This is a genomic window from Paraglaciecola marina (assembly GCF_004360155.1).
Lineage (GTDB): Bacteria > Pseudomonadota > Gammaproteobacteria > Enterobacterales > Alteromonadaceae > Paraglaciecola > Paraglaciecola marina.
Map to the genome: position 1 here is coordinate 20,610 of NZ_SAIS01000004.1, position 23,992 is coordinate 44,601.

23 protein-coding genes are annotated in these 23,992 nt (G+C 39.6%); 13 read left to right on the forward strand and 10 right to left on the reverse strand.

The genetic code is table 11. The annotated features are described in order from the left end of the window. The first annotated feature begins 5 nt into the window (after positions 1–5). On the forward strand, positions 6–1,838 hold the full coding sequence (locus EOK74_RS09460; RefSeq protein ID WP_166638745.1) for a tetratricopeptide repeat protein: 1,833 nt from the start codon (positions 6–8) through the stop codon (positions 1,836–1,838). A 59-nt stretch (positions 1,839–1,897) separates the two neighbouring features. Here the strand turns inward: EOK74_RS09460 and recQ are convergent, their stop codons facing one another. Continuing rightward, the gene (gene recQ / locus EOK74_RS09465; RefSeq protein WP_133470022.1) at positions 1,898–4,102 is read right to left on the reverse strand and encodes a DNA helicase RecQ; all 2,205 of its coding nucleotides are present in this window, start codon (positions 4,100–4,102) and stop codon (positions 1,898–1,900) included. Between the two features lie 124 nt (positions 4,103–4,226). Then, positions 4,227–7,106, reverse strand: a complete 2,880-nt coding sequence (locus EOK74_RS09470; protein WP_133469764.1) for a M16 family metallopeptidase — start codon at positions 7,104–7,106, stop codon at positions 4,227–4,229. Positions 7,107–7,321: 215 nt separating this feature from the next. On the opposite strand from EOK74_RS09470, the gene EOK74_RS09475 reads away from it, so the two are divergent. Both EOK74_RS09475 and EOK74_RS09480 read left to right on the forward strand, forming a co-directional pair. After that, positions 7,322–8,236, forward strand: coding sequence for an acyltransferase (locus EOK74_RS09475; protein WP_133469765.1), 915 nt, complete (start codon positions 7,322–7,324; stop codon positions 8,234–8,236). A 39-nt stretch (positions 8,237–8,275) separates the two neighbouring features. Then, positions 8,276–9,517 (forward strand): mechanosensitive ion channel family protein, encoded by a 1,242-nt coding sequence (locus EOK74_RS09480; RefSeq protein ID WP_133469766.1) that lies wholly within the window; start codon positions 8,276–8,278, stop codon positions 9,515–9,517. A 6-nt stretch (positions 9,518–9,523) separates the two neighbouring features. On the opposite strand, the gene EOK74_RS09485 is transcribed toward EOK74_RS09480, so the two are convergent. Then, on the reverse strand, positions 9,524–9,721 hold the full coding sequence (locus EOK74_RS09485; protein ID WP_133469767.1) for a hypothetical protein: 198 nt from the start codon (positions 9,719–9,721) through the stop codon (positions 9,524–9,526). Between the two features lie 250 nt (positions 9,722–9,971). Between EOK74_RS09485 and EOK74_RS09490 the strand changes: the two genes are divergently transcribed. Next, entirely contained in the window at positions 9,972–10,754 is a 783-nt protein-coding gene (locus EOK74_RS09490; RefSeq protein ID WP_133469768.1) for a DUF2884 family protein, read from the forward strand. 40 nt (positions 10,755–10,794) lie between these two features. Then, positions 10,795–11,610 (forward strand): NAD-dependent epimerase/dehydratase family protein, encoded by an 816-nt coding sequence (locus tag EOK74_RS09495; protein ID WP_133469769.1) that lies wholly within the window; start codon positions 10,795–10,797, stop codon positions 11,608–11,610. A gap of 66 nt (positions 11,611–11,676) precedes the next feature. On the opposite strand, the gene EOK74_RS09500 is transcribed toward EOK74_RS09495, so the two are convergent. The 5 genes from EOK74_RS09500 to EOK74_RS09520 all read right to left on the reverse strand — a co-directional run bounded on the left by EOK74_RS09500 (position 11,677) and on the right by EOK74_RS09520 (position 16,022). Further along, complete coding sequence (locus EOK74_RS09500) at positions 11,677–13,104, reverse strand: sodium-dependent transporter (RefSeq protein ID WP_133469770.1); 1,428 nt, start codon at positions 13,102–13,104, stop codon at positions 11,677–11,679. Positions 13,105–13,231: 127 nt separating this feature from the next. Then, complete coding sequence (locus EOK74_RS09505; RefSeq protein WP_133469771.1) at positions 13,232–13,969, reverse strand: SDR family NAD(P)-dependent oxidoreductase; 738 nt, start codon at positions 13,967–13,969, stop codon at positions 13,232–13,234. Next, on the reverse strand, positions 13,962–14,369 hold the full coding sequence (locus EOK74_RS09510) for a thiol-disulfide oxidoreductase DCC family protein (protein WP_133469772.1): 408 nt from the start codon (positions 14,367–14,369) through the stop codon (positions 13,962–13,964). The genes EOK74_RS09505 and EOK74_RS09510 overlap by 8 nt, the downstream gene beginning before the upstream one ends. 61 nt (positions 14,370–14,430) lie before the next feature. Continuing rightward, on the reverse strand, positions 14,431–15,657 hold the full coding sequence (locus EOK74_RS09515) for an RNA polymerase sigma factor (protein WP_133469773.1): 1,227 nt from the start codon (positions 15,655–15,657) through the stop codon (positions 14,431–14,433). Positions 15,658–15,689: 32 nt separating this feature from the next. Then, positions 15,690–16,022, reverse strand: a complete 333-nt coding sequence (locus EOK74_RS09520) for a YciI family protein (RefSeq protein WP_133469774.1) — start codon at positions 16,020–16,022, stop codon at positions 15,690–15,692. A gap of 177 nt (positions 16,023–16,199) precedes the next feature. On the opposite strand from EOK74_RS09520, the gene msrA reads away from it, so the two are divergent. Further along, a complete protein-coding gene (gene msrA / locus EOK74_RS09525; protein WP_133469775.1) occupies positions 16,200–16,736 on the forward strand; it encodes a peptide-methionine (S)-S-oxide reductase MsrA in 537 nt (178 codons plus the stop codon). A 49-nt stretch (positions 16,737–16,785) separates the two neighbouring features. Here the strand turns inward: msrA and EOK74_RS09530 are convergent, their stop codons facing one another. Further along, positions 16,786–17,895: a hypothetical protein gene (locus tag EOK74_RS09530; protein ID WP_133469776.1), complete on the reverse strand. Its 1,110-nt coding sequence runs from the start codon at positions 17,893–17,895 to the stop codon at positions 16,786–16,788. Positions 17,896–18,145: 250 nt separating this feature from the next. Here EOK74_RS09530 and fldB point away from each other — a divergent pair, with 250 nt between their 5' ends. From fldB to EOK74_RS09545, 3 genes are all read left to right on the forward strand, one after another. Next, positions 18,146–18,688, forward strand: coding sequence for a flavodoxin FldB (fldB, locus tag EOK74_RS09535; protein WP_133469777.1), 543 nt, complete (start codon positions 18,146–18,148; stop codon positions 18,686–18,688). Between the two features lie 3 nt (positions 18,689–18,691). After that, the gene (locus tag EOK74_RS09540; RefSeq protein WP_133469778.1) at positions 18,692–19,477 is read left to right on the forward strand and encodes a CLCA_X family protein; all 786 of its coding nucleotides are present in this window, start codon (positions 18,692–18,694) and stop codon (positions 19,475–19,477) included. Positions 19,478–19,592: 115 nt separating this feature from the next. Further along, complete coding sequence (locus EOK74_RS09545) at positions 19,593–20,000, forward strand: ExbD/TolR family protein (RefSeq protein WP_133469779.1); 408 nt, start codon at positions 19,593–19,595, stop codon at positions 19,998–20,000. A 104-nt stretch (positions 20,001–20,104) separates the two neighbouring features. On the opposite strand, the gene rraA is transcribed toward EOK74_RS09545, so the two are convergent. After that, on the reverse strand, positions 20,105–20,590 hold the full coding sequence (rraA, locus tag EOK74_RS09550; protein ID WP_133469780.1) for a ribonuclease E activity regulator RraA: 486 nt from the start codon (positions 20,588–20,590) through the stop codon (positions 20,105–20,107). A gap of 185 nt (positions 20,591–20,775) precedes the next feature. On the opposite strand from rraA, the gene EOK74_RS09555 reads away from it, so the two are divergent. The 4 genes from EOK74_RS09555 to lysA all read left to right on the forward strand — a co-directional run bounded on the left by EOK74_RS09555 (position 20,776) and on the right by lysA (position 23,901). Next, entirely contained in the window at positions 20,776–21,285 is a 510-nt protein-coding gene (locus EOK74_RS09555; protein WP_133469781.1) for a phosphatase PAP2 family protein, read from the forward strand. Positions 21,286–21,296: 11 nt separating this feature from the next. After that, on the forward strand, positions 21,297–22,364 hold the full coding sequence (locus EOK74_RS09560; protein ID WP_133469782.1) for an MJ1255/VC2487 family glycosyltransferase: 1,068 nt from the start codon (positions 21,297–21,299) through the stop codon (positions 22,362–22,364). A gap of 75 nt (positions 22,365–22,439) precedes the next feature. Further along, positions 22,440–22,649 (forward strand): LPS translocon maturation chaperone LptM, encoded by a 210-nt coding sequence (lptM, locus tag EOK74_RS09565; protein ID WP_133469783.1) that lies wholly within the window; start codon positions 22,440–22,442, stop codon positions 22,647–22,649. A gap of 1 nt (position 22,650) precedes the next feature. Further along, complete coding sequence (lysA, locus tag EOK74_RS09570; RefSeq protein WP_133469784.1) at positions 22,651–23,901, forward strand: diaminopimelate decarboxylase; 1,251 nt, start codon at positions 22,651–22,653, stop codon at positions 23,899–23,901. Positions 23,902–23,992: the final 91 nt, after the last annotated feature.

Here is a 23,992-nt window from a genome sequence, read left to right on the forward strand (position 1 = left end):
GTGTGGTGGTGGTATTACTTGTTTATCTTGCGGTCGATAAATTGTGGTTATCTTCTCCACCTACACCAGCAGTGCAGGAAGCAGAATTAGTTATTACCCAAAACCAAACCAAAGTACTAGCGGTATTACCGTTTTTAAACCTGAGTAATGAGCCCGAGCAAGACATCTTTGTTGATGGCCTGACCGAAGAGCTGCTCAATACACTGGTACGAATTCGTGATTTAAAAGTACTGGGGCGTACCACCAGTTTTTCCTATAAAAATGTGCAAAAAGATTTAACTCTGATTGCTGCTGAGCTCAAAGCCGATTATTTAATTGAAGGCAGCGTGCGCAAAAGTCACAACAATCTGCGCATTACAGTACAACTAATTGATGCTAAATCGGGTGCCCACCTTTTCTCGGATACCTTTGATCGTAAACTCGAAGATGTATTTGTATTACAAGAAGAAGTCAGTAATCAAGTGGCGTCGGCACTCAAACTCAAACTTATCCATCAGGATGACCGCTATGCAGCGGCCCTAGATAAACTAGATTATAAAGCCGTTGAACAGTTGGTTATCGCCCGTGCTCTAGCAAACCGTCAAACAACCGCGGATATTAATCAGGCCAAACTGATCTTAAATACATTGCTTGAACAATACCCTGATACATCAGCCATTTTGGGCCTAGCCGCCTATGTGGGGGCTGTTGATGTGTCGAATACGGAAAATGATGATGTGACTGATGTACAGATTATTGGCTTTGCTGAGCAAGCTTTAGCGCTGGACCCTTTAAACCGCGATGCAATTTTATCCTTGGCCGTAAGCTACGACGATTATGCCCAACTAACCGATAAAGCCGTGCAACTTTACCAAAAGGCGATTCGGGCTTATCCCTTTGATTATGATTTTCAGTTTCATTATTTTAATACTCTTGCAAGTCGTTTTGCACCCTGCGAGGATATTGAAAAGTTTGTCGATAATATTGCCCCTGCAGCGCTAGAGTTAGTCTACAAAAACCGCCTGCAATATTTTGTGCTAGCTTGTTTGTCACCTGCAGACGCGCAAGATTTCAAACAAAATGCCACAACAGAAGACGTATCTCGTTATGTCTCATACATAAACCCTGAGCTAGGCTTATTAACCGCGCAACGCCATTATCAGGACAACCCCAACCAACGCAACACTCATAATTATTTTTATTACTTAAACACACTAGGCCTAGACCAGAGCGCCCAAACGCTGCTAGACAATATCGATATGACCAGTAACGGATACTGGGCGACCTATAGTTATACCGCGGCTTATTTTAATGGTTACCCTTTGCCCAACAAATCATTTGATGAGTTATGGAATGCACTGGTACCCAATCAATATTTCAATATTTTTTCAGAAGACGCCATGGTATTAATCGATATTGCGCGAAAGAGTGAACAGCTTGGCGAGTTAAGAAAACGCGTCAAGCAATTGAACCCGCCTAACCCCTCAATAGAGCAATTAAATGCCACGGCTTCGTACATTAGCGTATTACGCAAACTGGGTGACACAAATCAAGCAAAAAAATTAGCAGGGCAAATGTTACAGCTGTTGGAACAATATAAATTAGACCACCGTGCATCTTATAATTTTTATCTAAACATGCCAGCGTATGAATTTATATTGTCGCTATATGCAGGTCAATTCGAACAAGCGCAAAGCTTATTGCCACAACTGCCAGAAGGTTCTGGCATTGGTTTGTGGGGCCTAGAAGAGGTGCGCTATGAGTTTAATGATATAAGTGATAAACCGGTTATTCAGGCACTGCTGAGTAAAATTGACAGCGAGCGTATGCGCTTACGCAAAAAGTATGAATTTGAGTAAGGCTTGAACGTTCGGGGTGTTAGAGCTCGATAGCGCTGCTGAGGCAGTCAGAAAACTCGTTATTCAGCCAACTGATTGACAAAATAAATCCTCAGTAAATGTAACTGGTCATAACTCACTTTTTCATTCAGAGCATCATAAACAGGTTTTAAACGCTCGTGGGAATGCTCTGCAAATGCAGCTAAAGCTAAATCGATTTGACCTTGACTCAAACCCGATTGCTCCAACAGCAATGTAGGTTGTGCAAACTTATGCCCATCTTGCGCATACCGATATAGATGATTAAGGATGGTGCCACTTTTTACCTTAAACTGTTCGGCTAAAGACCCAATAGACTGCCCCGCCTGATAAGCACTAACAATTTCGGCACTGCGGCTACTGGCGTTGCTACTGCTACTGCTACTTTTACTTTTACTTTTACTTACCGTAGCTTTACTAGCCGTTTGAGTATTGGCAACTTCATCAATATTATTTTGCTGGCAATAATCGCTAATAAGAGCGAGAAAATGCTCTCCGTATTTATCTAACTTAGCTTGCCCTACTCCATGAATACGTAACAAATTCTCTTGAGAATGGGGAAAGTAATAAGCCATTTCGTTAAGTGTGCGATCAGAGAAAATAGCATAAGGAGGTAGATTAGCTTCATCGGCTAAACGTTTACGATCGACTTTTAATATCGCAACTAATTTTTGATCACCAGGATTAGATTGAATTTTTGAAGCATGACAGCTTGCAGCGACTGGTTGTTGTAATAATGCAAAAAATGGCACCTTACCTTTTAAAACGTCTGCGGCTTTTTGAGTGAGCTTTAAACCGCCAAATTGCTCTTCTTGGTTGAGTAAACCTTTTTGGATGAGTTGCCGCGCCAAAGCCATCCATTGCTTTTTATTAAACTCATTGCCGATGTTGTAGGTTGAAAGCAAGTTATGCTGGTTTTGTAATACCTTCTCGGCACTAGAACCTCGCAACACATCAATAATATGGCTAGCACCAAATCGTTGACCAGTACGATGCACGCAGGATAAAAACTTCTGGGCGGGTACGGTTAAATCTGATTTCTCTTTGCTTTCACCAGTGCAGTTATCACAGTTAGCGCAATTTTCTTTAACTGACCTTTCACCAAAATAAGCCAGCAAAGGTGTGCGTCTGCAATCTTCCGCTTCTGCCAGCGCCAACATTTGATTGAGGTGTACGTTGGCCAAACGTTTTTCTTGCTCGTTGCTCATCTGTTCGATAAAAAAACGAATTTTACCTGTATCACCGTAACCAAATAACAATAAACAATCGGCGGCTAAACCATCACGACCTGCGCGACCAATTTGTTGATAATACCCTTCAATATTTTTTGGCAAATCGTAATGTAATACGTAACGCACATCGGGTTTATTGATACCCATACCAAAGGCAATAGTTGCCACTATGATGTTTACGTCATCTCGAATAAAACGTTCTTGGTATTCACTACGCTTAATACTGCTTAGTCCTGCGTGATAAGGCAACACTGAAAAACCATCCAGCTTTAATTTGGAGGTAAGTTCATCAACGCCTTTGCGCGATTGGCAATAAATAATTCCTGACTGCTCTGGGTGCTGCTCAACAAACTTTTTACACTGTAGATAAGGATTATCTTTAGGAATAACACCAATAAACAAATTGGGGCGGTCAAAACTTGAAATAAACTCGCTAGTGTCGACTATATTCAGCTGGCGCTTAATATCTTCTCGCACTCTAGGCGTAGCAGTCGCAGTTAAGGCGATACACACGGCCGTAGGAAAACATTCAATAAGACGATTTAGCTGACGGTATTCAGGGCGAAAGTCGTGGCCCCACTCTGAAATACAGTGGGCTTCATCAATGGCAATACAAGCCACATCGCAATTGCTGAGTAGGTCTAAAATATTAGTTTGTAACGCGGTTTCTGGAGCTAGAAACAACAACTTAATCTGTTGTTGTTTGATGCCATCTAAATTGTTTTGATAATCGATGTCTGAAAGAGAACTATTCAGCACGCAAGATGGAATGGCGAGTTCGTTAAGCTGCCTAACTTGGTCTTGCATCAAAGAGATAAGGGGTGAAATAACAATGGTCAAACCATCAAACACTGTACCTGGGATTTGGTAACACAAAGATTTACCGCCACCTGTTGGCATAATTGCCAAGGTATTCTGCTTGTGTAACACGTTGCTGATAATCGCTTCTTGGGACTCTCGAAACTGCTCAAAGCCGAATACGTTGTTTAGAATAGTGTTTGCTTGATTCATCATTGCAGTTCTTCCTTGCTTATCTTTAATCTCTATGGCGTAAGGGTCGCATATAGGACTGAACTTCAAACAAAATAGCCACCATGGATGAAAAATGGTGGCTAGGTATCGATTGACTAGCGACTAATCATATAGGATTACCTTCAGCATCCAATTCTATAATTTTATCAAACAAAGGTTGTAAGGTCTCAAAGACTGTCTCTTTATCACCCACAACAACAGTTATCATGTTGTTTACGTCAAGGTGTTTTGCCGCTAACTCGTTGAGTTCATCTTTAGTGATATTAGCAAGAATAGCGTTTTGCTCATCTTTAAAAGAAGTATCTAGATCATAATTCATTATGGTCGATAAAAAACCTAACTTTTGTCTAGGTGTTTCGAAGCTACGCGCATCTCTTTGACCAATAGCATTTTTGACAAATTGTAGCTCCTGAGCAGTCATACCTTTCTCAGCAAATGTTTCAATTTCATTTCTAAATTGCACAATAGAATCCGCTGTTGTGTCGGCACGCACGCCAGCTTGAGCTCTGTAATAGCCACGTATGTCATTACCACTAAAAAACGAGCGGGCCCCGTATGTATAACCTTTGTCTTCTCGCAGGTTTAAGTTAATACGACTATTAAAGGCACCACCTAAATTGTAATTCATTAAATCTGCTCGGTAATACTCTCCAGTAGCGTCATACTTAAGAGCTCGCTTACCAATACGTATTTCTGACTGTGCAGCATCGGGTTTATCAACAAAATACAAAGTTCCAGCGGCTAAGGTTGGGAATGCCTTAATTTCAGGGTTGTCGCTCGTCTTACCTTGCCATAACTCTAAAGGAGATATCGCAAACTTAACACCTTGTTCATCAAGATTACTTACTACTATTAACTCTGATTTTGCAGGGCCGTAGTGCCGATCGTAAAAGCTCTTAACATCATCTAAGGTAAGCTTTTCAACGGTATCAATTATACCGTTTCCATCGTAAGCAAAACTATTATTTGCACCAAACACTAGCTTGTTAAAGGTATTAGTTGCAGTGGTACTGGCGTTTTTCTTGGCATTTTTTAAGCCTTCAATCTGCTGTTTTTGCAAACGTAAGAAATCGTCTTGAGCAAATTTTGGTTGGGTAAGTTTTTCAATTGCGAGTGCAACTGTCGCTTCTAAATTTTTAGTTAATGTTCTGATATTGACGGTTGTAAACTGGTCTCCTGCACTAAAAGTTACCTGTGAGCCAAGCTTTTGCAATTGATTCGATAAATCCTCAGCACTAGATTGCAAGGTAGCCTCTCCCATCATGGCTGCAGTTAACGAAGCTAACCCTAACTTTTCAACAGTCTCTCTGGTTTGCCCGGCAGGAATAAGTAATCGAATTGCAGTGGTTGGCACTTCATTATTAATTGCGCCTAAAACATGAATACCATTTTTAGTTTGTGTCCGATAAATCTCGGGGACACTAATACTTGGATTCTTACCTGAAGCAGGTACAACTGAACGGTCAAAATCAGAACTTCCTGGACGCAATGCTAACTCAGTTTCTGCACCACTTTTAGGAATTGTACGTTCGTAACGCTGCCACGTATCAGGCTTTACGATACTATCCCCTTGCCCCTTAGGTACGATGCTCATGATAACGGCATGTTGGCTTTTGATGTATTTTTTATAAACTCTCATCACATCGTCTTTGGTGACATTCTCATAACGAGCTACATCATCACCAATACCATTTGGATTATTACGAAATGTTTGATAGGCAGCAAGCTGACTGACCTTACCACTAACACTTTCAAGGCCATATACCATTCCTGATACTATGCCAGCCTTGACACGTTCAAGATCATCATCTTCAGCCCCCCTGCTCTCAAATTCTTCTAACGACGCTCGGGCAATGGTTTCTAATTCAGCTAGTGATGTTCCAGGAGTAGGCAAGGCGTATAAACTAAATTGGCAACTTAATTCTTGACAAGCATGGCCTGCTTGGGCCTGAACTGCCTTGCCATTTTTAACCATATTTTTATATAAAAGAGAAGTTTTACCAGAGCCTAAAATTGACATTAAAACGTCTAAGGGCGCTTCATCAGGGTGATTCAGATGGACAGTAGGAAATGCCATATACATCAAAGGTAAAGAAACATTATCTTCCATTGAAATATAACGGTCTTCAGGCAAGGTAACTTGCGTATAAGTAGGATCAATCACCTCGGGACCTCTAGGAATACCTCCAAAATATTTTTTTACCCAAGCTAAAGTTTGGGCTTCATCCATATCCCCGCCTATGGTTAACGTAGCGTTATTTGGACCATACCAACGTAAGAAAAATTTTTTAAGGTCATTTAAATCAGCTCGGTTTAAGTCTTCAATATAACCTATTGTTAACCATGAATAGGGGTGCCCTTCTGGATACATTGCCTCATTTATACGCTCTCTTAACAAACCATAAGGACGGTTATCGTAATTTTGTCCCCGCTCGTTTTTAACGGTTTCTCTTTGATTTTCAAATTTTTCAGTGGTTACCGCATCAAGGAAAAAACCCATGCGGTCGGACTCTAACCAAAGCATACGCTCCAGTTGATTAGCTGGTACCGTCTCGTAGTAATTAGTGCGGTCCGTGTTGGTTGACCCGTTTAACGTACCTCCAGACTCGGTAATTAAAGCAAAGTGCTGTTCGTCTGCTACATTTTCAGAACCTTGAAACATCATATGCTCAAAAAAGTGGGCAAAACCAGACTTACCTGCTTCTTCTCTGCCAGAGCCAACATGGTAAGTCACATCAACATGCACCAAGGGATCTGATTTATCTGGGTGTAACACCACAGTTAAACCATTGTCTAACTCATATTTATTAAAAGGAATAATCAGTTCTTCTGAGTTTTTCACCACAGAAGTAATTTTTTTAAAACCAGCCGGAACCACAATGTCATTGCTTGTAGATGAAGAATCAAGATGTGACTCTTTCACACTGCACGCGTTTAAACTCAAAATAGCTGCGATACCAGCAGTTAATAAAATATGTTTTTTCACTACGAAAAATATCCTTCTAATAAAATTTCAAATGGAATAATGATATACAAACTCACACTTTAAAAGACTTTATACCCATCAGGCTTGGCTATTACTTAATAGTTCCCCCCCAAAAGTGTTACAAAACATTTATAACTCTTAAATCCCTAATAAAGAACTACTACATATTTGGAAGGAATTTAGTTTAAACTTGTGCAAGTTTTGGAGTAGTAGTTATGTTGAATACCATGTTTTTTTCATTGTTGGGCGCACTGTCCGTTATCATTTATTTCTTTAATACCATTTTTTGGTTAGTTCCTATCTTGATTTTTTCATTTCTCAAACTTATTCCCATTGAGATATGGCGAACTTTTATGTCCTACCTGTTAGATGGATGTGCCACACTATGGATAAGTGTTAACAGCTTTAATCAATTTCTATTTAGCAGAACCAAAATTGAGGTCACTGGGTTAGAAGGCTTAAGTCAAAAAGACTGGTATTTAGTCATATCTAATCATAGGTCTTGGGTAGATATTTTAGTGTTACAAAGGGTATTTAACCGCAAAATTCCTTTCTTGAAGTTTTTCTTAAAAAAAGAATTAATTTGGGTGCCTTTTTTAGGGATTGCTTGGTGGGCACTAGATTTCCCTTTCATGCACAGGTACAGCAAAAAACTCATCGCTAAAAAACCACACTTAAAAGGTAAAGACTTAGAAAATACCCGTAAAGCCTGTGAAAAATTTAAATATAAACCCGTCAGTATTATGAATTTTGTTGAGGGGACTCGCCTAACAGAAGAAAAACAACAAAGGCTTTCAGGTCAGTTTCAACACTTACTCAAACCTAAGGCTGGCGGTATGGCATTTGTGTTAGGTGCTATGGGCGAGCAACTCCATAAATTGTTAGACGTTACCATACACTATCCAGAAGGCACCCCTAGTTTCTGGGATTTTGTATGCGGTAAAGTAAGCCATGTCAAAGTTGATATTCAAATTCACGCAATTGAAGACATTTTGAAAAATGATATCTACGGACCAGATTATTTTAATAACCCAGAGCAGAGGGTTAAATTTCAGCGCTGGTTAACAAATCTTTGGTTACAAAAAGACCAGCGCTTACATTCAATGTCAGATACCAAAGGCACAGATTAATCAACCGCGACTAACGATTAAACCTAAATCGAGATTAAAATGGAAAAGAGTGAGTACCTCAGTCAAAAATTGTTATCACTGATAGAATATTTTGGTTTTCATGTATCTGAGCAAAGCTGGATTTTCCAAGCTACTGCTCTAACAGGTATTTTACTATTAGCATGGGCCAGCAATTGGCTCACAAAAAGTATACTACATAGCCGTATTCGCCGAATAATAAGTAAAAGTAAAAATACCTTTGATGACGAGTTACACAGACATAACTTTTTTAGAAGAGTAGGCCATATTGTTCCTGCTATCTTGCTATATTTATTAAGCTCTTTGTTGATAGATAACGCACTACTACTAACATTTTTACAAAAATCAGCCGTTGTCTATGTATTGGTTGCCTCCGTACTAGCCGCAAGTGCCATACTCAATACAGTTGAAGATACTTACAATGCTTCGAACTTAGCTAAGAAAGCCCCCATTACTGGCTTCATACAGGTTGGTAAACTGTTCATAATTGTCGTTGCCGCACTACTGATTATTTCTAACTTATTAGATAAATCACCTCTGTTACTGATTTCTGGTTTAGGCGCAGTAACCGCTATTTTATTATTGTTGTTTAGAGACACCATACTTGGCTTTGTAGCGGGTATTCAAATTGCCGCAAACCGTATGGTAAATACTGGCGATTGGATAGAAATGCCAAAGTACGGAGCAGATGGTGATGTTCTGCAAGTAGGCTTAACCACTGTAAAAGTTCAGAATTGGGATAAAACTATTTCTACTATTCCAACATATGCGCTTATCACTGATTCTGTAAAAAACTGGCGAGGAATGTCAGAGTCTGGTGGAAGGCGTATTAAGCGTTCAGTCTATATTGATATACAAAGCATTCAATTTTGCGATCAGCAGATGTTAAATGACTTTTCAAAAATACGTTACATTAAAGAATACATTCAGCACAAACTTGAAGAGTTGCAAAATTTTCATAAAGAACAAAATATTGATACTGAAGATCTCGTTAACAGCCGCAGGCTTACAAACATCGGGACACTGCGTGCTTACATGGCAGCATACCTAGAAAACCATCCCATGATTAACAAAGAAATGACCCTAATAGTCAGGCAAATGCCAGCGACCGAATTAGGTGTACCTATTGAGGTTTATTGTTTCTGTGCGGATAAAAAATGGCAAAACTACGAGGGAGTACAAAGCGATATTTTTGATCACTTGTTGGCAATTTTACCAACCTTCAAGCTAAGAGCCTATCAACGTATTAGTGACAGGCCCTGATATACTTTAGGCTACGGCTAAAGCATAGATAAATACGACAAAAAGCACTAAGCCTGTCACACCAAAGAAGCCATATTCGACTCTAGATTGCATAGGGTCGTCGCCTTCTTTAATAGGTAAAAAGCTCATAATAAGGCTAGTCATACCCAAAACAAACGCGATTAATGTGAATCCAAATAAAATGGGTTCGTACCAGTTACTCATTAGCTAATTCCTAGTTATTACTTTCTCCATATATTATGCACCAAAAAACTCGTAGACGAAAAGCATAAATACAAAAATTAGATGGTCTAAATTACGAAATATTAGTCACAGTCACTAACCTTTTAATTTTCATTCTTGCTTACCCTCTTCATAATCAGGATATCTACTTGTTTTTTATAGACTTTATATTTATGGCGTAGGCTTTGCTCTGGTACAGAAAATATCAAAAATAATACATTTGGAGACCAAGATGCGTTCAATTATTTTAGCTACCACTCTCACTTTTATTTCACTATCAGCTTTTGCAAATCAGTGCGATATTCAGTTGGATGGAGAGTTACAACTTGAAGATAAAGTGTTGCAAGTCCAAGTTGATAGACGCAACGAGCTAACCATCACAGCAGACAAAACCCTTTACATCAACAATCAAGCCATTAGCTTAACTAGTGAACAACAAGAATGGGTTGATGATTATTACAATGGTATCAACCAAGCTGTACCGCAAGCAGCGAATATAGCTACCGATGCCATAGCATTAGCCAGTAGCGCAATGAATGAAGTCTTTGGCGAACTACTAGGCGCTGATAGCTCTGTAATACAAGACCTATCCGATAAATTGTACGACTTAGAACAACAGGTTCACTACAACTTCTATGGAGATAACGGCAACATACACATCAACTCAAATACCTTTGAAGATGGCGAGTTTTTGGGTACACAATGGGAGCAAGAGTTTGAAGAGACAATAGAAGAGCTGGTTGCTGAGTCTATAGGTCACATAATGGTAGCACTAGGCACTCAAATTATTTTCGGTGGGGGCGATTTAGACGAATTTGAACACAAAATGGAACATTTTGGACAACGTATAGAGCATAAATTTGAAACCCAAGCTGCAACCTTAGAAGCAAACGCGAACGCCCTATGCCAAACATTAACTAAGGTTGATATCGCAGAAAATAAACTACAGAAAAGTATTCGCCAGCTCCGTAATTTAGATGTATTGCACATAAGTAACAAGGCTAACTTGATGTGATAACCTAGTATTACGACATTTCGATATTTGGATTTACTTTGTGAAAATATCCATAGTAGGCTGTGGTTGGTTAGGGCAGCCATTAGCCTTAAGATTAAAAGAATGTGGTCACAATATTGTGGCCACCAGCCGTTCAGAGCAAAAGTGTCAAGCCCTAAGCAAGATGGGTTTAGAAGCCATTAAATTTGAGCTGGGCGATAACTTAGATGCTGCAACCCTGAGCCCTATTTTTAACAGCCAAATACTCATACTAAACATACCTGTAGGGCGAAAATCCGTAACCCATGATAGCTTTACCCTAGGCATACAGTCTTTTTTAGAACGGGCTAATAAAGCAAAGATAAACAAAGTTGTATTTGTTAGCACAACCTCTGTCTATGGTAGCGAAGATAAAGTCGTAACAGAGCAAAGCCTCACAGAGCCAGAGACGCTATCTGGCAAAATTAATCTTGCCATCGAAGCATTAATCACCAAACAGTTTCCGAGTAATAGCGCAGTCATGCGCCTATCTGGTTTAGTCAATAGTGACAGACATCCAGCGAAGTATTTGGCCGGAAAAGTAGATTTACAGAGCCCAAATGCCAAGGTTAACTTGATACACCAAGAGGATGTAATTAAAGCAATCGAGCTTGTGATAGAAAAAGCGCTTTGGGGGCAAACATTTCACCTAAGTGCATTAATGCACCCCACCAGAAAAGACTATTATACTTGGTCAGCGGCACAATTAGGCCTACCAGAGCCTAGCTTTATCGATTGCGATACACCACCAGCCGGAAAAGAGATAAACGCAAACCAAAGCCTGAAAGAGCTGGGCTTAACACTCAAGTACCCTAGCCCATATGATATGATTGGATAGCAATACTGGCGGCTAAACAGCCCCGTTAGTTATCCCAGCCAATCATATCAAATGCTCTCTTTACACTTAGCCTATTAGGGCACTACCGAAGAATTTTAGAGCCACAGTATTTGCGAATATAATTAACAAAATCAGTGGGATAAAGGTACCTAGAGCAAAATTCACATAGCGTTCAAGAAAACTACTCTTGAACTCTGGCGCACCTTGATCTAGTTCATCATTAAATGCTTGTGTCTTCCATTTGTAGCTAACAAACAAACAAATTAGCAAACCATTTAAAGGTAAAATAGTGTCGTAAAAAACGTCGTACACTAAATCAAAGAAAGACTTGGGAGTATCTGAACCTCCGTAACTCATAAATGAGGTAAAGAAATCAAAAAAGCCAAATGAGAATGCACACATAAGTGCAAATACAATCAAAAGGCACCCACAAATCAATAATGAATGTTTACGCGCTATGCCCTTTTCGCTCATTAATGCGGCAACTGGAACCTCGAAGATTGACACAAGTGAAGTGATTGCTGCAAAAAAGACCAGCAAAAAGAAGGTACTAGCAACCACGCTTGCCCCTGTATAGCCTAGAGTATCTTGCAGGGCTAGAAATATTTGCGGTAAAAATGAAAAGATCATAGATACCGAAGACTCACTTAGCTCACTAGGATTGACAGAAGGATTAAAGGAGAAAATTGCCGGTAAAATCATTAAACCAGCAGTAAAAGCCACAGCCGTATCGGTCAATGCCACCAGCTTTGCAGAAGAAGGTAAATTAGAGCGCTTATCAATATAACTACCATAGGTAATCATTATCCCCATTCCCAAAGACAAAGAGAAAAATGCTTGTGAAAGCGCGCCATTAATGACACTAGCATTAATTTTGTCAAAATCAGGGACCAAATAAAACGAAACACCTGCCATAGCATTGTCTCGAGTCAACACAAACACAACCATGCCAAGTAGCATGATAAACAAGGCTGGCATCAATATTTTAGCTGCTTTTTCGATACCTTGTTTTACACCACCTTGTAAAATCAAATATACAATCGCTAGTACACCTGCCATATAGATAAAAATGCTATTACCAGAAATAAAACTTCCAAAAGTTGCAGGATCTGCCAGTAAGTCTAGATTTCCTATACTAGATTCAAATAAATAACCAAAAATCCATATAGTAATAACTAAGTAAAATACCGCAATCATAAAAGGCGTGACTATGGATAACCAACCAGCAAAACGCCACCCTTTATGACCATCGGACAGAGATGTTAGTGCCCCTAAAGGATCTTTCTGGCTAGCTCTGCCTATCGTCATTTCAGCAATCATCACAGGAACACAAATTGCCACAACAAATATGGCGTACATCAATAAAAATGCTCCACCACCATTTTTAGCCGCGCCAACCGGAAACCCAACTAAATTACCTATACCGACTGCTGAACCCGCTGCAGCCAATATAAAACCTAAACGAGAGCCAAATTGTTCACGAGGTGCGCTCATAACAAGTCCTATTTTATTTTTATAATTGGGGGCAGATATTACCAGCAGAATTTCAGAATGTCTTTGTTGTTAGGCAACCGGTAGGCTTAAGCATAAAAATCATCACAGGTATCGATACGAAAAAAGGTTACCAAGAAATCGTTTTCCCCTGCCAATCTAAGTAATGGGGGGCATCTTCTGTTGTTAAGTCTAGGAGCATATTTAACAATTGTGACACAGTGAAATCAGCAGTGAATAATTTACCTTGGGGAACATTGCTCTGGAAAGGCTTAGATAAATTAGTATCTACAGTGCCAGGATGGTAACTAACTAATGTGACATTTTTAGCACGCCTTTTCAACTCAACTTGTGCCGTTTTTATCAACATATTTAAGGCTGCCTTACTTGCGCGGTAACCATACCAACCGCCTAACTCATTATCATTAATACTGCCCACTCTAGCGCTTAAAAACACCAACTTTGCGGCTTGTTTGCCTTTCAACAGCCTTTCTACATTTTTGAGCCAAATAGCGGGAATGATGGCGTTTGTTGCAAAATAGAAATCAAGATTACGACTGTTAATATCTTCAAGGCGTTTTTCTGGCGTAACTGGGTGTTCGTCATTAACCCCATGTAAAGCCCCTATGCAAGATATCGCTAGTGTGAACTGAATATTTTGAGCTCTAAGGGATTGGCATAAACTAGCAATATTACCTTCATCCTCAGAGTCCACCTTATGATAACAAACCTCCCTTAATGGCTCAGAAGGAAGTGTACGAGAAACGGCATGGACTTGATGATATAAATTTGATTGTATTAGTTGACTAACTAATTCGGAGCCGATACCACCGGAAGCTCCGATTACCAAAGCATTACCTTTAAACATTAGATCCCTTTTTAGCAGTTTCACAAGGCAAACAACGCTTTTTACCGGTTAACAAGAATGAAATGGTATAACGATGTTTTGCAAAAACATTGTAAGCCAAATCTGCGAACCACCTAATAACAGGCCAGCGAAGTGGTGCATATACCCAACCTTTACCAACTAATTTCCAAGCTAAGTGAGTGACATCTAATCCACTTATCAAACGGCCATCGTTTAAATAACCATGAATGCGAGCATTCAAAGCCTGCCAATTTAAGTGAGGGTAATTTTGATTAAAGCTATCTTCTTGTATATCAACAAAAGCAATAGCCTGTGATGTATCTAACGCTTTTAGCTTGCGCATTTCAGCAAGACATAAAGGGCAATAGCCATCATAAAATATAGTGAGTTCGTGAGTCATCAATAAAACACGCCGGTTAGGTTAGCTTATACATTCGTTACGAACCAACTAACCTCTAGGTTCAACTTTTAAGATTAACTGCGCGTTTTCTTATTAAAAAATCTCGCTCGCTACCGTTCTTACTTAATTTAATTGCCTTTTCTAACGATAGAATTGCAGCAGCGGTTAGCTGCATGCGACTTTCTATATCACTTCTAGCCGCATAATAAGGTTGATAGTCATTTAACTTAGGCTCCAGCAATAATAATTCCTGGTAAGCTTTTTCTAGTTCGCCACAATAAGACATAGCAACCAATAAATTTAACACCACAACCGCTGAATCATTAAAGTCTAGTAATCGCAAATATAATAACTGAATTTGATACCAATCCGTTTCTTCCCAAGTTGCCGCAGTGCTGTGCAAAGCACTAATAGCAGCCTGTAATTGATAAGGACCCGGCTGCCGTAAACTCATTGCTTTATTCAGTAATATGGACGCTTCTTGAATTTTAACCATATCCCACAAATTCCTATCTTGCAGTTCTAGAGGGATATAAGTCGCAACACTAGTGGTCCGAGATTTTCGCCTAGCATCATGAAATAGTATTAATGCGGCATTTCCAAGTACTTCAGCCTTAGGAATTAACTCGACCATCAAGCGGCTTAGCCTTATCGCTTCTTGAGCTAAATCTTGCCGAGTCAGTGCTTGGCCTTCATATGCACTGTAAGACTCGTTATATATAAGGTAAATAACTTTAAGCACACTGGCTAAACGAGCGCTTATCTGTGCATGGCTAGGCACTTCATAAGAGATACCAGCTGTTTTAATTTTTCTCTTTGCTCTAGTGACCCGTTGACCCATTGCCACTTCAGAGGTCAAATACGCCCGAGCGATTTCTTTGACCGTTAAGCCACATAAGGTTTTAAGAGTAAGTGCTACCTGAGCATCCTCATTTAATGCTGGGTGACAGCATGTAAAGATCAGTCTTAACCTTTCATCGGGAACATCATAGTCAAGCTCAGACACCTGCTCCGGTTGGCAATACATGGCTTGCTCAATCAAGGCAATTTTCTGCTGTTCATTACGCCCATTTACTTGGCGTAATTTATCGATAAGTTTGCGTTTGGCAACTAGGTGTAACCAAGCACCACAATTAACAGGTATACCTTGAACAGGCCAATGGGTACTGGCCTGCTCGCAAGCATCTTGTAAGGCATCCTCTGCTAACTGCATATCTTGAGAAAAACACATCAAAGACGCGACAAGTTTCCCCGATTCAGCACGAAAAATCCTAGTTAACTCATCCAAGGCTTAAAACACCCCTATGACTCATGAATAACTTATTCAATCATCATAATTGGTCTCACTTCAATGGTGCCATAACGGGCACTGGGAATTTTAGCTGCCCACAGTAAAGCTTCATCCAGATCTTTACACTCCATTAAATAATAGCCACCAAGCTGCTCTTTGGTTTCGGCAAAAGGCCCGTCAATCAATTCAGACTTTCCCTTTCTAACTCTCACAGAGGTTGCTGTACTCACTGCCTCTAAGGCATTGCCTCCTAATATAACCTTCGCGGCTTGCTCCTCAAAGGCACGGTATTGGCCAATTAAGGTTTCCATGTCTACATCGTCTTCGCCTTCACCGGCATAAATTAAAGCTAAATATTGCATAATTTTCCCCTATAAAATGGTTTAAAAAAGGTTTGTTTATAAACCTCTCAATCTAATGACGAATAAGATAAGACTATTCCGACACACATTTAAAATTCTTTGGTATTTTTTATAACTTGAATTTTGTATCTGTAACAACCACATTATGGCTATAAACATATTATGTTGGAGTAAAAAATGGCAACAATTCAAACTGCAACCCTTGGTGGTGGCTGTTTTTGGTGTATCGAATCAGCTTTTAGCAGCGTTAATGGTGTGGTATCAGCCTATGCAGGATACGCAGGTGGGCAGCTTGATAACCCAACCTATGAGCAAGTTTGTAGTGGTAATACAGGCCATGCAGAGGTAGTGCAGGTTAATTTTGACGCAGATTTAATTAGCTACCGTGACATTCTAGAAATATTCTTTGCTCTACATAACCCAACGCAATTAAATCGCCAAGGTAATGATGTGGGCACTCAGTATCGTAGTGCAATTTATTACCACGATGAGTCGCAAAAAATATTAGCCAGTGAGATTTTAAACGAAATTGCAGAAGAAAAAATTTGGCCAGACCCAATAGTTACCGAGCTAACCTCAATCAATAATTATTATCAGGCCGAAGACTATCACCAAGATTACTTTTCTAATAATCCGCAAAACCAATATTGCAATATGGTGGTTGCACCTAAGCTTGCAAAATTCAAAAAGACATTTGCCAGTAAGCTAAAATAGCAAGATTTATCTTGTGCACCTAGTGTTAGGTGCACAACTCAAATAGCCCTTATTGAAACCAAGCTTGTTGAATATCTAGGCTGAATAACAAAGGTGAAAAATTTTCATAATTTTCTTTATTTTGATTACATTGAATATTGTTAGGATACATTTTTTTCCACGGATCATTTATCAACCAAAGGGTGTCATTAAATACTGCAACGCCCTCAATTGAAGCATTGTCCATCTTTTCATACCCCACACAATTTTCGCTTTCACTTTTTAGCTCTGCATAAAATGTAAGTGGCAATACGCGAGTTTCTTTTTTTCCAGAGATATCAATTACCCATAGGTTCTCGTCATTTCTAGCCGCTGCGATAAGAAACTCTCCACCTGTTGGAGTTTGGTAATAATCCATACCATTAATTGGGTGCCTACCATCCGAATAATGGGGTAATTTTAAAGACAGGTTCGACACTTGGGCAAAATCTTCTGACTCCCAAAAATCGTCATCCATTTTTAAAGAAAATATACGAGCTTGGGTGTGCTTGTCTTTCTCAATGCCCAAATACAAAGTGCGGTTTTTACCGAAGGTCATAGCTTCGATACCATCATTGGGGAAATTCCCTACTTCCATGTCTGCAGAAAATTTAATAGGGCGAACATGGGTCATCAACACAGAGTTTTCATTTTGTAACTCTAAACGAATTAACAACCTAGGATAATGAGTAGAACCAGTATTAGCATACTTCTGCTGGCACATTGCTGGCATAGGATCCGCGCCGCTGGCGTCTTCGGTAACCAGATAAAATACCTTGTCATCATTAGGATCAATTGCCAATGCCTCTAAATCAGGGTTACCACTGATATAATCAGCAAAGCAGCTTTGAGTAAGCTTAGTCGATAGAGACATTAAAAGGTTAGGCCCCCTTAGCTGGGCATTATCAATCGATATTTTTCTAAGGCGTAAGCGTTGCGATGGCACTGCACTGCGGTCGCTAACCATTAATAACCCGCCTTGCCAAGCTTTTAGTCCTGAAGGCTGAGGGTCAAGCATAACGCTACCGTCGCTCTCTATTACCCAATGGCCGTATACATCTGTACTTTCAGTAGACGAAGGTGTGCTGCACCCAAAAATTAAAAAACAACTGGATAAGACCAATGCCGAGATTAGTTTCATAAATGTTCCGAACTAGATAAGGTTGAAATTAGATAAAAGGTGCAATGAAAAACTAATCTCATGCTTCCAAGCATTCGAATATTACCTAAAGCAATGTAAAATAAAACCAAATAATATCCCTTTATTTTTTTCTAATACACTTTGTTGACGCACTTGGTAAGTAAAAACCCCAAAGAGTTATGTATAATATCAGTGGATAGTTTTTAAGTTACTTACATATTGTCTGACTACATTTTTCATTAAGGCCCACATGTCCACAAAAGAACTAAAGATTGGCTTATTTTATGGCTCCACAACTTGCTATACCGAAATGGCAGCTGAAAAAATTCAAACACAAATACAAGACTTGTCTGAAAGCGCTACCCTTGAGCTGTTTGATATTAAAGACACCCACTTAAAAAAAGCAGAAGAATATGACGTATTAATATTCGGTATTTCAACCTGGGATTTTGGTGAGTTGCAAGAAGACTGGGAGTCGAACTGGCAAGATATTAAGTCCTTAGATTTAGCAGGCAAAACCGTTGCCTTATATGGTTTAGGTGATCAACTAGGCTACGCAGATTGGTTTCAAGATGCACTGGGTATGCTGCACGATGAACTTGCAGTGCTGCACTGTGAATTTATAGGCTATTGGCCTAACGAAGGGTATTACTTCAACCATTCAAAAGCGTTAATTGCAGAAAACAGCTTTTTTGTTGGCTTAAGCCTAGACGATGAAAATCAATATGACTTAACAGATAAGCGCATTGAACAATGGAGCAAGCAAATTCTAGATGAACTAGCTGGCATGTAAAAAGTGCCAAGTCAGCCATCACGTATTCACCAACCCTATTATAGAAATGGTCCGTCCCACAGAGACGGCGCTGATGTTAGCTTTCAAGACATAGTTAAAATATTTGGGTTTCGTACTGTCACCATAGGTAAATGGGTGACCAAAGAAGAGCAACAACTAGCCGCCAACTTATTTTTTGATGCCTTATGCGACTTAATGGAAATCCTAGAGGTGTCAGAAACAGTCATCTCGTTAAATAGCAGCTTGTCGCTAGCATTTGGAAGTGGCGGCAGAAAACACAGCAGTGCCCACTACGACTCGCAGCGTAAAGTATTGGCTTTAGCTAAAAACGCCGGTGGAGGCGCTTTAGCCCACGAGTGGTTCCATGGGTTTGACCATTACATTTGCAATAAATTATTTATAGACACTAAAAGCCATCAATTTGCATCGCAGTGCTGGTTAAAAGATCATCAACAAAAGCCCCACGGTCTAAATATAAAACTCAGCCGGGTTTTTGAAGCAATTTTTTTAACCCCCTCTAAAACCCAACCAAATGACTACGTAAACCGCAGTGCATTTGCCGATAAAACACTCAAAATGTATTACTACGCACAGCCCCAAGAGCTTAGTGCTCGTGCCTTTGAGGCCTGTATTCAAGATCACTACAGAAAAAATGCGTTTCTAGTACAAGGAACCAAACAAAGCCCTGAGGCCAAGTTGGGGATTTATCCGGTAGATGAACATAGAGCAACAATTTCAAAAAACCTACTGGATTATTTTCGTCATTTGGGGCACGCTATAGGGAAGTGAAAAACACTAACCCACAGAGCATTCTGATTATTGTTTAACAATACTTAGGATCTCTGAAGATGAACTGTCTTTATTAAGTCAGTATTCGTATTAACCCAATTGGCGATTTATACCGATGAAAAGAAAAAAGCACGGCAGCGCAGACGACGAAGCTGCAATTGATATGACTCCCATGTTGGACATAGTGTTCATCATGCTTATCTTCTTTATTGTGACCACCTCTTTCGTAAAAGAAAAAGGCTTAGAAGTTAGTCGCCCTAAAGACTCTAATACACCACCACCTCCTACTAACGTAAAATCTTTATCTATTCGTGTAGAAGAAGATGGAACAATAGTTGTGAATGGTCGTCAGGTTGATATTCGCCGCGTAGAAGCAAACATTCAAAGCTTCTTGGCTGAAAACAATCAAGATGCTGCAGCTGTTCAAGCTCACCCTAAAGCAAAACACGGTGACGTAACTGAAGTAATTAACGAAGTTAAGAAAGCTGGTATCGCAAACGTTTCTGTATTGGTTGGCAAGTAAGTTAAAGCTTTACCATTGTCATAATTGAAAGAGCCGTGTTTCAGTGAAGCACGGCTTTTTTATTATCCTAAATAAAGTAAGCGTTCAGCTAAACACTTCAAACGTTATTCAAGGTCAAGAGAGTCAGGAGACAGTATCACTCCTGTTTGGTCGGCATAAAGATGATCTTCTGGCAAAAAGGTGACCCCCCCAAAATTAACTGCAACATCAACCTCACCTAACTCTTGATCGTCAGCACCAACAGGAATTGAAGCAATTGCGTGAATGCCAATATTTATATCTTCCAATTCATCGACTTCACGGACACTGCCGTAACACACTATACCTTCCCAACCATTATCAAATGCGAGTTGAGCTGAAGTAGCATCAATTAAGGCACGGCGCATAGAGCCCCCACCATCAATTAACAAAACCTTTCCTATACCAGGCATTTCTAAGGTTTTATCAATCAAACCTTTATCTTCGAAACATTTAATTGTAGTTATTTCACCACCATACGAAGGTCTACCACCAAAAGATATAAACATGGGTTCAACCACGTCAACGCTGTCCGCAAAAATATCGCATAAAGTAGATGTGTTGTAGTCCATGTTAATTCCAAGTCTGCTAGGTTTACCCCGAGTATACTGCTAGAGAAATTCAAATCTAGTGTATTTACATCAATATTCTAGGAATACTTAAATGCACTGTAATAAAGCTTTAGCAAAACTGTAATATACGATTCATAGGTGATTTATAAGATAAGCTCAGTTATGTAAGAGTGCGAGCTAGCCCTATGAAATCTTTACTACAAAGTGACAAGGCCTTGTTTCATTGGTTGTTTAACTTAACGGCCAATCGGGATTGTCGCTGGATCAAGTGGCTTTCTAAAACCGGAGATGGACAACTCTATTTAATTATAGGCTTGTTATTATGGTACTTAGAGCCTGAACATGGGGATCTTTTTTTATATACCGCTCTACTTGCCTATGCTTTTGAAGTGCCATTATATATTTTATTAAAAAAAAGTTTACGTCGCCAACGACCATGTAATCAACAAACCGATATTGCAGCACATATCGTCCCTTCTGATAAATTTAGTTTACCTTCAGGGCATACAGCTGCAGCCTTTCTTATGGCTTCTCTGCTAACCAGCTTTTATCCAATTATCGCTATTCCAGTTTATACATGGGCCTGCTGCATCGGCTGCTCTAGGGTTTTATTAGGTGTGCATTACCCTGGAGATATTTTAGCGGGAGCTGCTCTTGGAATAGGTATATCAGTACTTAGTTTGTCGCTTTTCTAAGGTAGGGTGTTATGAAAATTCTTTTTGGTGTGCAAGGTACGGGAAATGGTCATATCAGCCGCGCAAGAATAATGGCGAAGGCATTTGCAAAAAGAGCTGATGTGAATGTAGATTTTGTATTCTCTGGTAGAGATCCAGATAAATACTTTGATATGGAAGTTTTTGGGCAATACCAAAGCTTACGAGGTTTATCTTTCGCAACCCACAATGGCGCTGTGAATCATTGGAACACCATTAAATCGGCGAAAATTAGACAATTTTTTCATGACATTAAACATTTTGATGTGACAAACTATGATCTTGTTTTAAATGACTTTGAGCCCGTAACAGCTTGGGCTGCTAAAAAACAAAAGGTGCCTTCAATTTCCATCAGTCACCAGGCAGCTTTCGCTCACCCAATTCCCAAACAAGAAGCCGATATTGTTGACAACTTAATTACTCGTTATTTTGCTCCCGCCGACATACAGCTAGGAGTACATTGGTACCATTATGGTTACCCTATTCTTCCTCCCTTTATTGATCCAGAATTTCATAGTGAAGGGCAAGATAAAAGCATACTTGTATATCTTCCTTTTGAAGATGTTTCAACAATACAAGAAACACTTAGTCCGTTTGCTGAGCATGACTTTATTAGTTTTCATCCATCTATCAAATATGCCCACAAACATGAGAACATATGTTGGCACCCTACAGCCATAGCACCTTTTCATAGGGTGCTTAGCAAATGTAATGGCGTAATCGCCAATGCTGGATTTGAATTAGCTAGTGAATGCTTACAATTTAAGAAGCGCATGTTATTAAAACCTCTCAATGGTCAGTTCGAACAGGTTTCTAACGCACATACCTTATCTGAATTAGGGCTTTGCCAATTTATGCGCGCTTTAGATTTAGATGCTATTGAGCAATGGTTGCAAAGTGATACACCGGACACGATTCGGTTTTCAGCCAACCCAGATACACTAATAGACTGGATTCTAAATAAGCAATGGTCAGATACCGAAAGTTTATGTTCGGCCTTGTGGCGTCAAGTGAAGTTTCCCGAATCAGTACTAAATCAACTACGTCAAATTCCCCATTAAATTTTAGACTTAGTTATTTCTTATTGCATAAAATGCCAAATCATCTCACTCTACCTCTTGTTTTTTGGCTAGGTAATGACATTATTGCCAGCTATTTATTTTGCGGTGGTAGTTATGCTAAAAAATCTAAAAATTGCATCACAACTCATACTACTTTCATGCCTACTAGGTATGTCGGCTTGTGGTCAAAAGCGAGCGCTTTATCTTCCTGAAGAACCTAAAAGCAATAAAGCAGAAACAACAACTACAGAAGCCACCGAATCCCCTGCTATAGGAACCAATTGATATGGATTACTTTGCATATAAAAACCAAGAACTCTACGCTGAAAATGTCTCCTTGACTGCCGTAGCTGAAAAATTTAAAACACCATGTTATGTCTATTCAAAGGCGACAATAGAGCGTCATTGGCATGCTTTCAATAAAGCTGCTGGTGAACAGCCCCATCTTATTTGTTATGCGGTTAAAGCCAACTCTAATCTAGCTGTATTAAATGTAATGGCGAAATTAGGCTCAGGTTTCGACATAGTGTCAGGGGGTGAATTATTACGAGTACTTAAGGCAGGTGGCGATCCCGGCAAAGTTGTGTTTTCTGGTGTAGGTAAAACAGAACAAGAAATAGCTTTAGGATTACAACATGATATTAAATGCTTTAACGTCGAATCACACAGTGAGTTAGCAAGAATAAACAAAGTAGCTGAGCAGCTTGGTAAACAAGCTCCTATTTCAATCAGAGTTAATCCAGACGTTGACGCAAACACCCACCCCTATATTTCTACAGGTCTAAAAGCCAACAAGTTTGGCGTGGCCCGCCAAAACGCAGTGGAAATTTATAAGTACGCTAAAAGTTTGCCCTTTTTAAATGTAATTGGTATCGACTGCCATATTGGCTCACAGTTAACTGAGCTATCACCTTTTGTTGATGCATTAGATATATTATTAGCCTTAATTGACGAATTAGCAGAAAACGGCATTCATCTGAACCATTTAGATGTAGGTGGTGGATTAGGGGTCACTTACAATAACGAAAAAGCGCCTCACCCTGATGAGTACACCCAAGCCATTGCAGAACGTATGCAAGGACGTGAAGACTTATTACTTATTTTTGAACCTGGCCGCGCCATCATGGCAAACGCCGGCGTGTTATTGACAAAAGTTGAGTTTTTAAAAGAAGGTGATGAGAAAAACTTTGCAATTGTAGATGCAGCTATGAACGACTTAATCCGTCCTTCATTATATTCAGCTTGGCAAAATATTATTCCTCTTAAAACAGATTTAAGCCGAGCAGTGGCCACCTATGATGTAGTAGGGCCCATTTGTGAAACAGGTGACTTTTTAGGAAAAGAGCGAGAGCTTGCAATTGCACCCAATGACTACCTTGCAGTAAGAAGCGCTGGCGCTTACGGATTTGTGATGGCTTCAAACTATAACAGCCGTGGTCGTGCAGCCGAAATTCTAATTGATGATGCAGAGGCTCACTTAATCAGAGAAAGAGAAACTATCGAGAGCTTATTTGAGAGTGAACACATACCAACCTAATTTATTGGTAAACTTGTTTACTACAAAATGATGTTAAAACAGAAAGTTATTTAGATTATTTTTGCTGATGTTAGCTAAAGACATGGTCAGT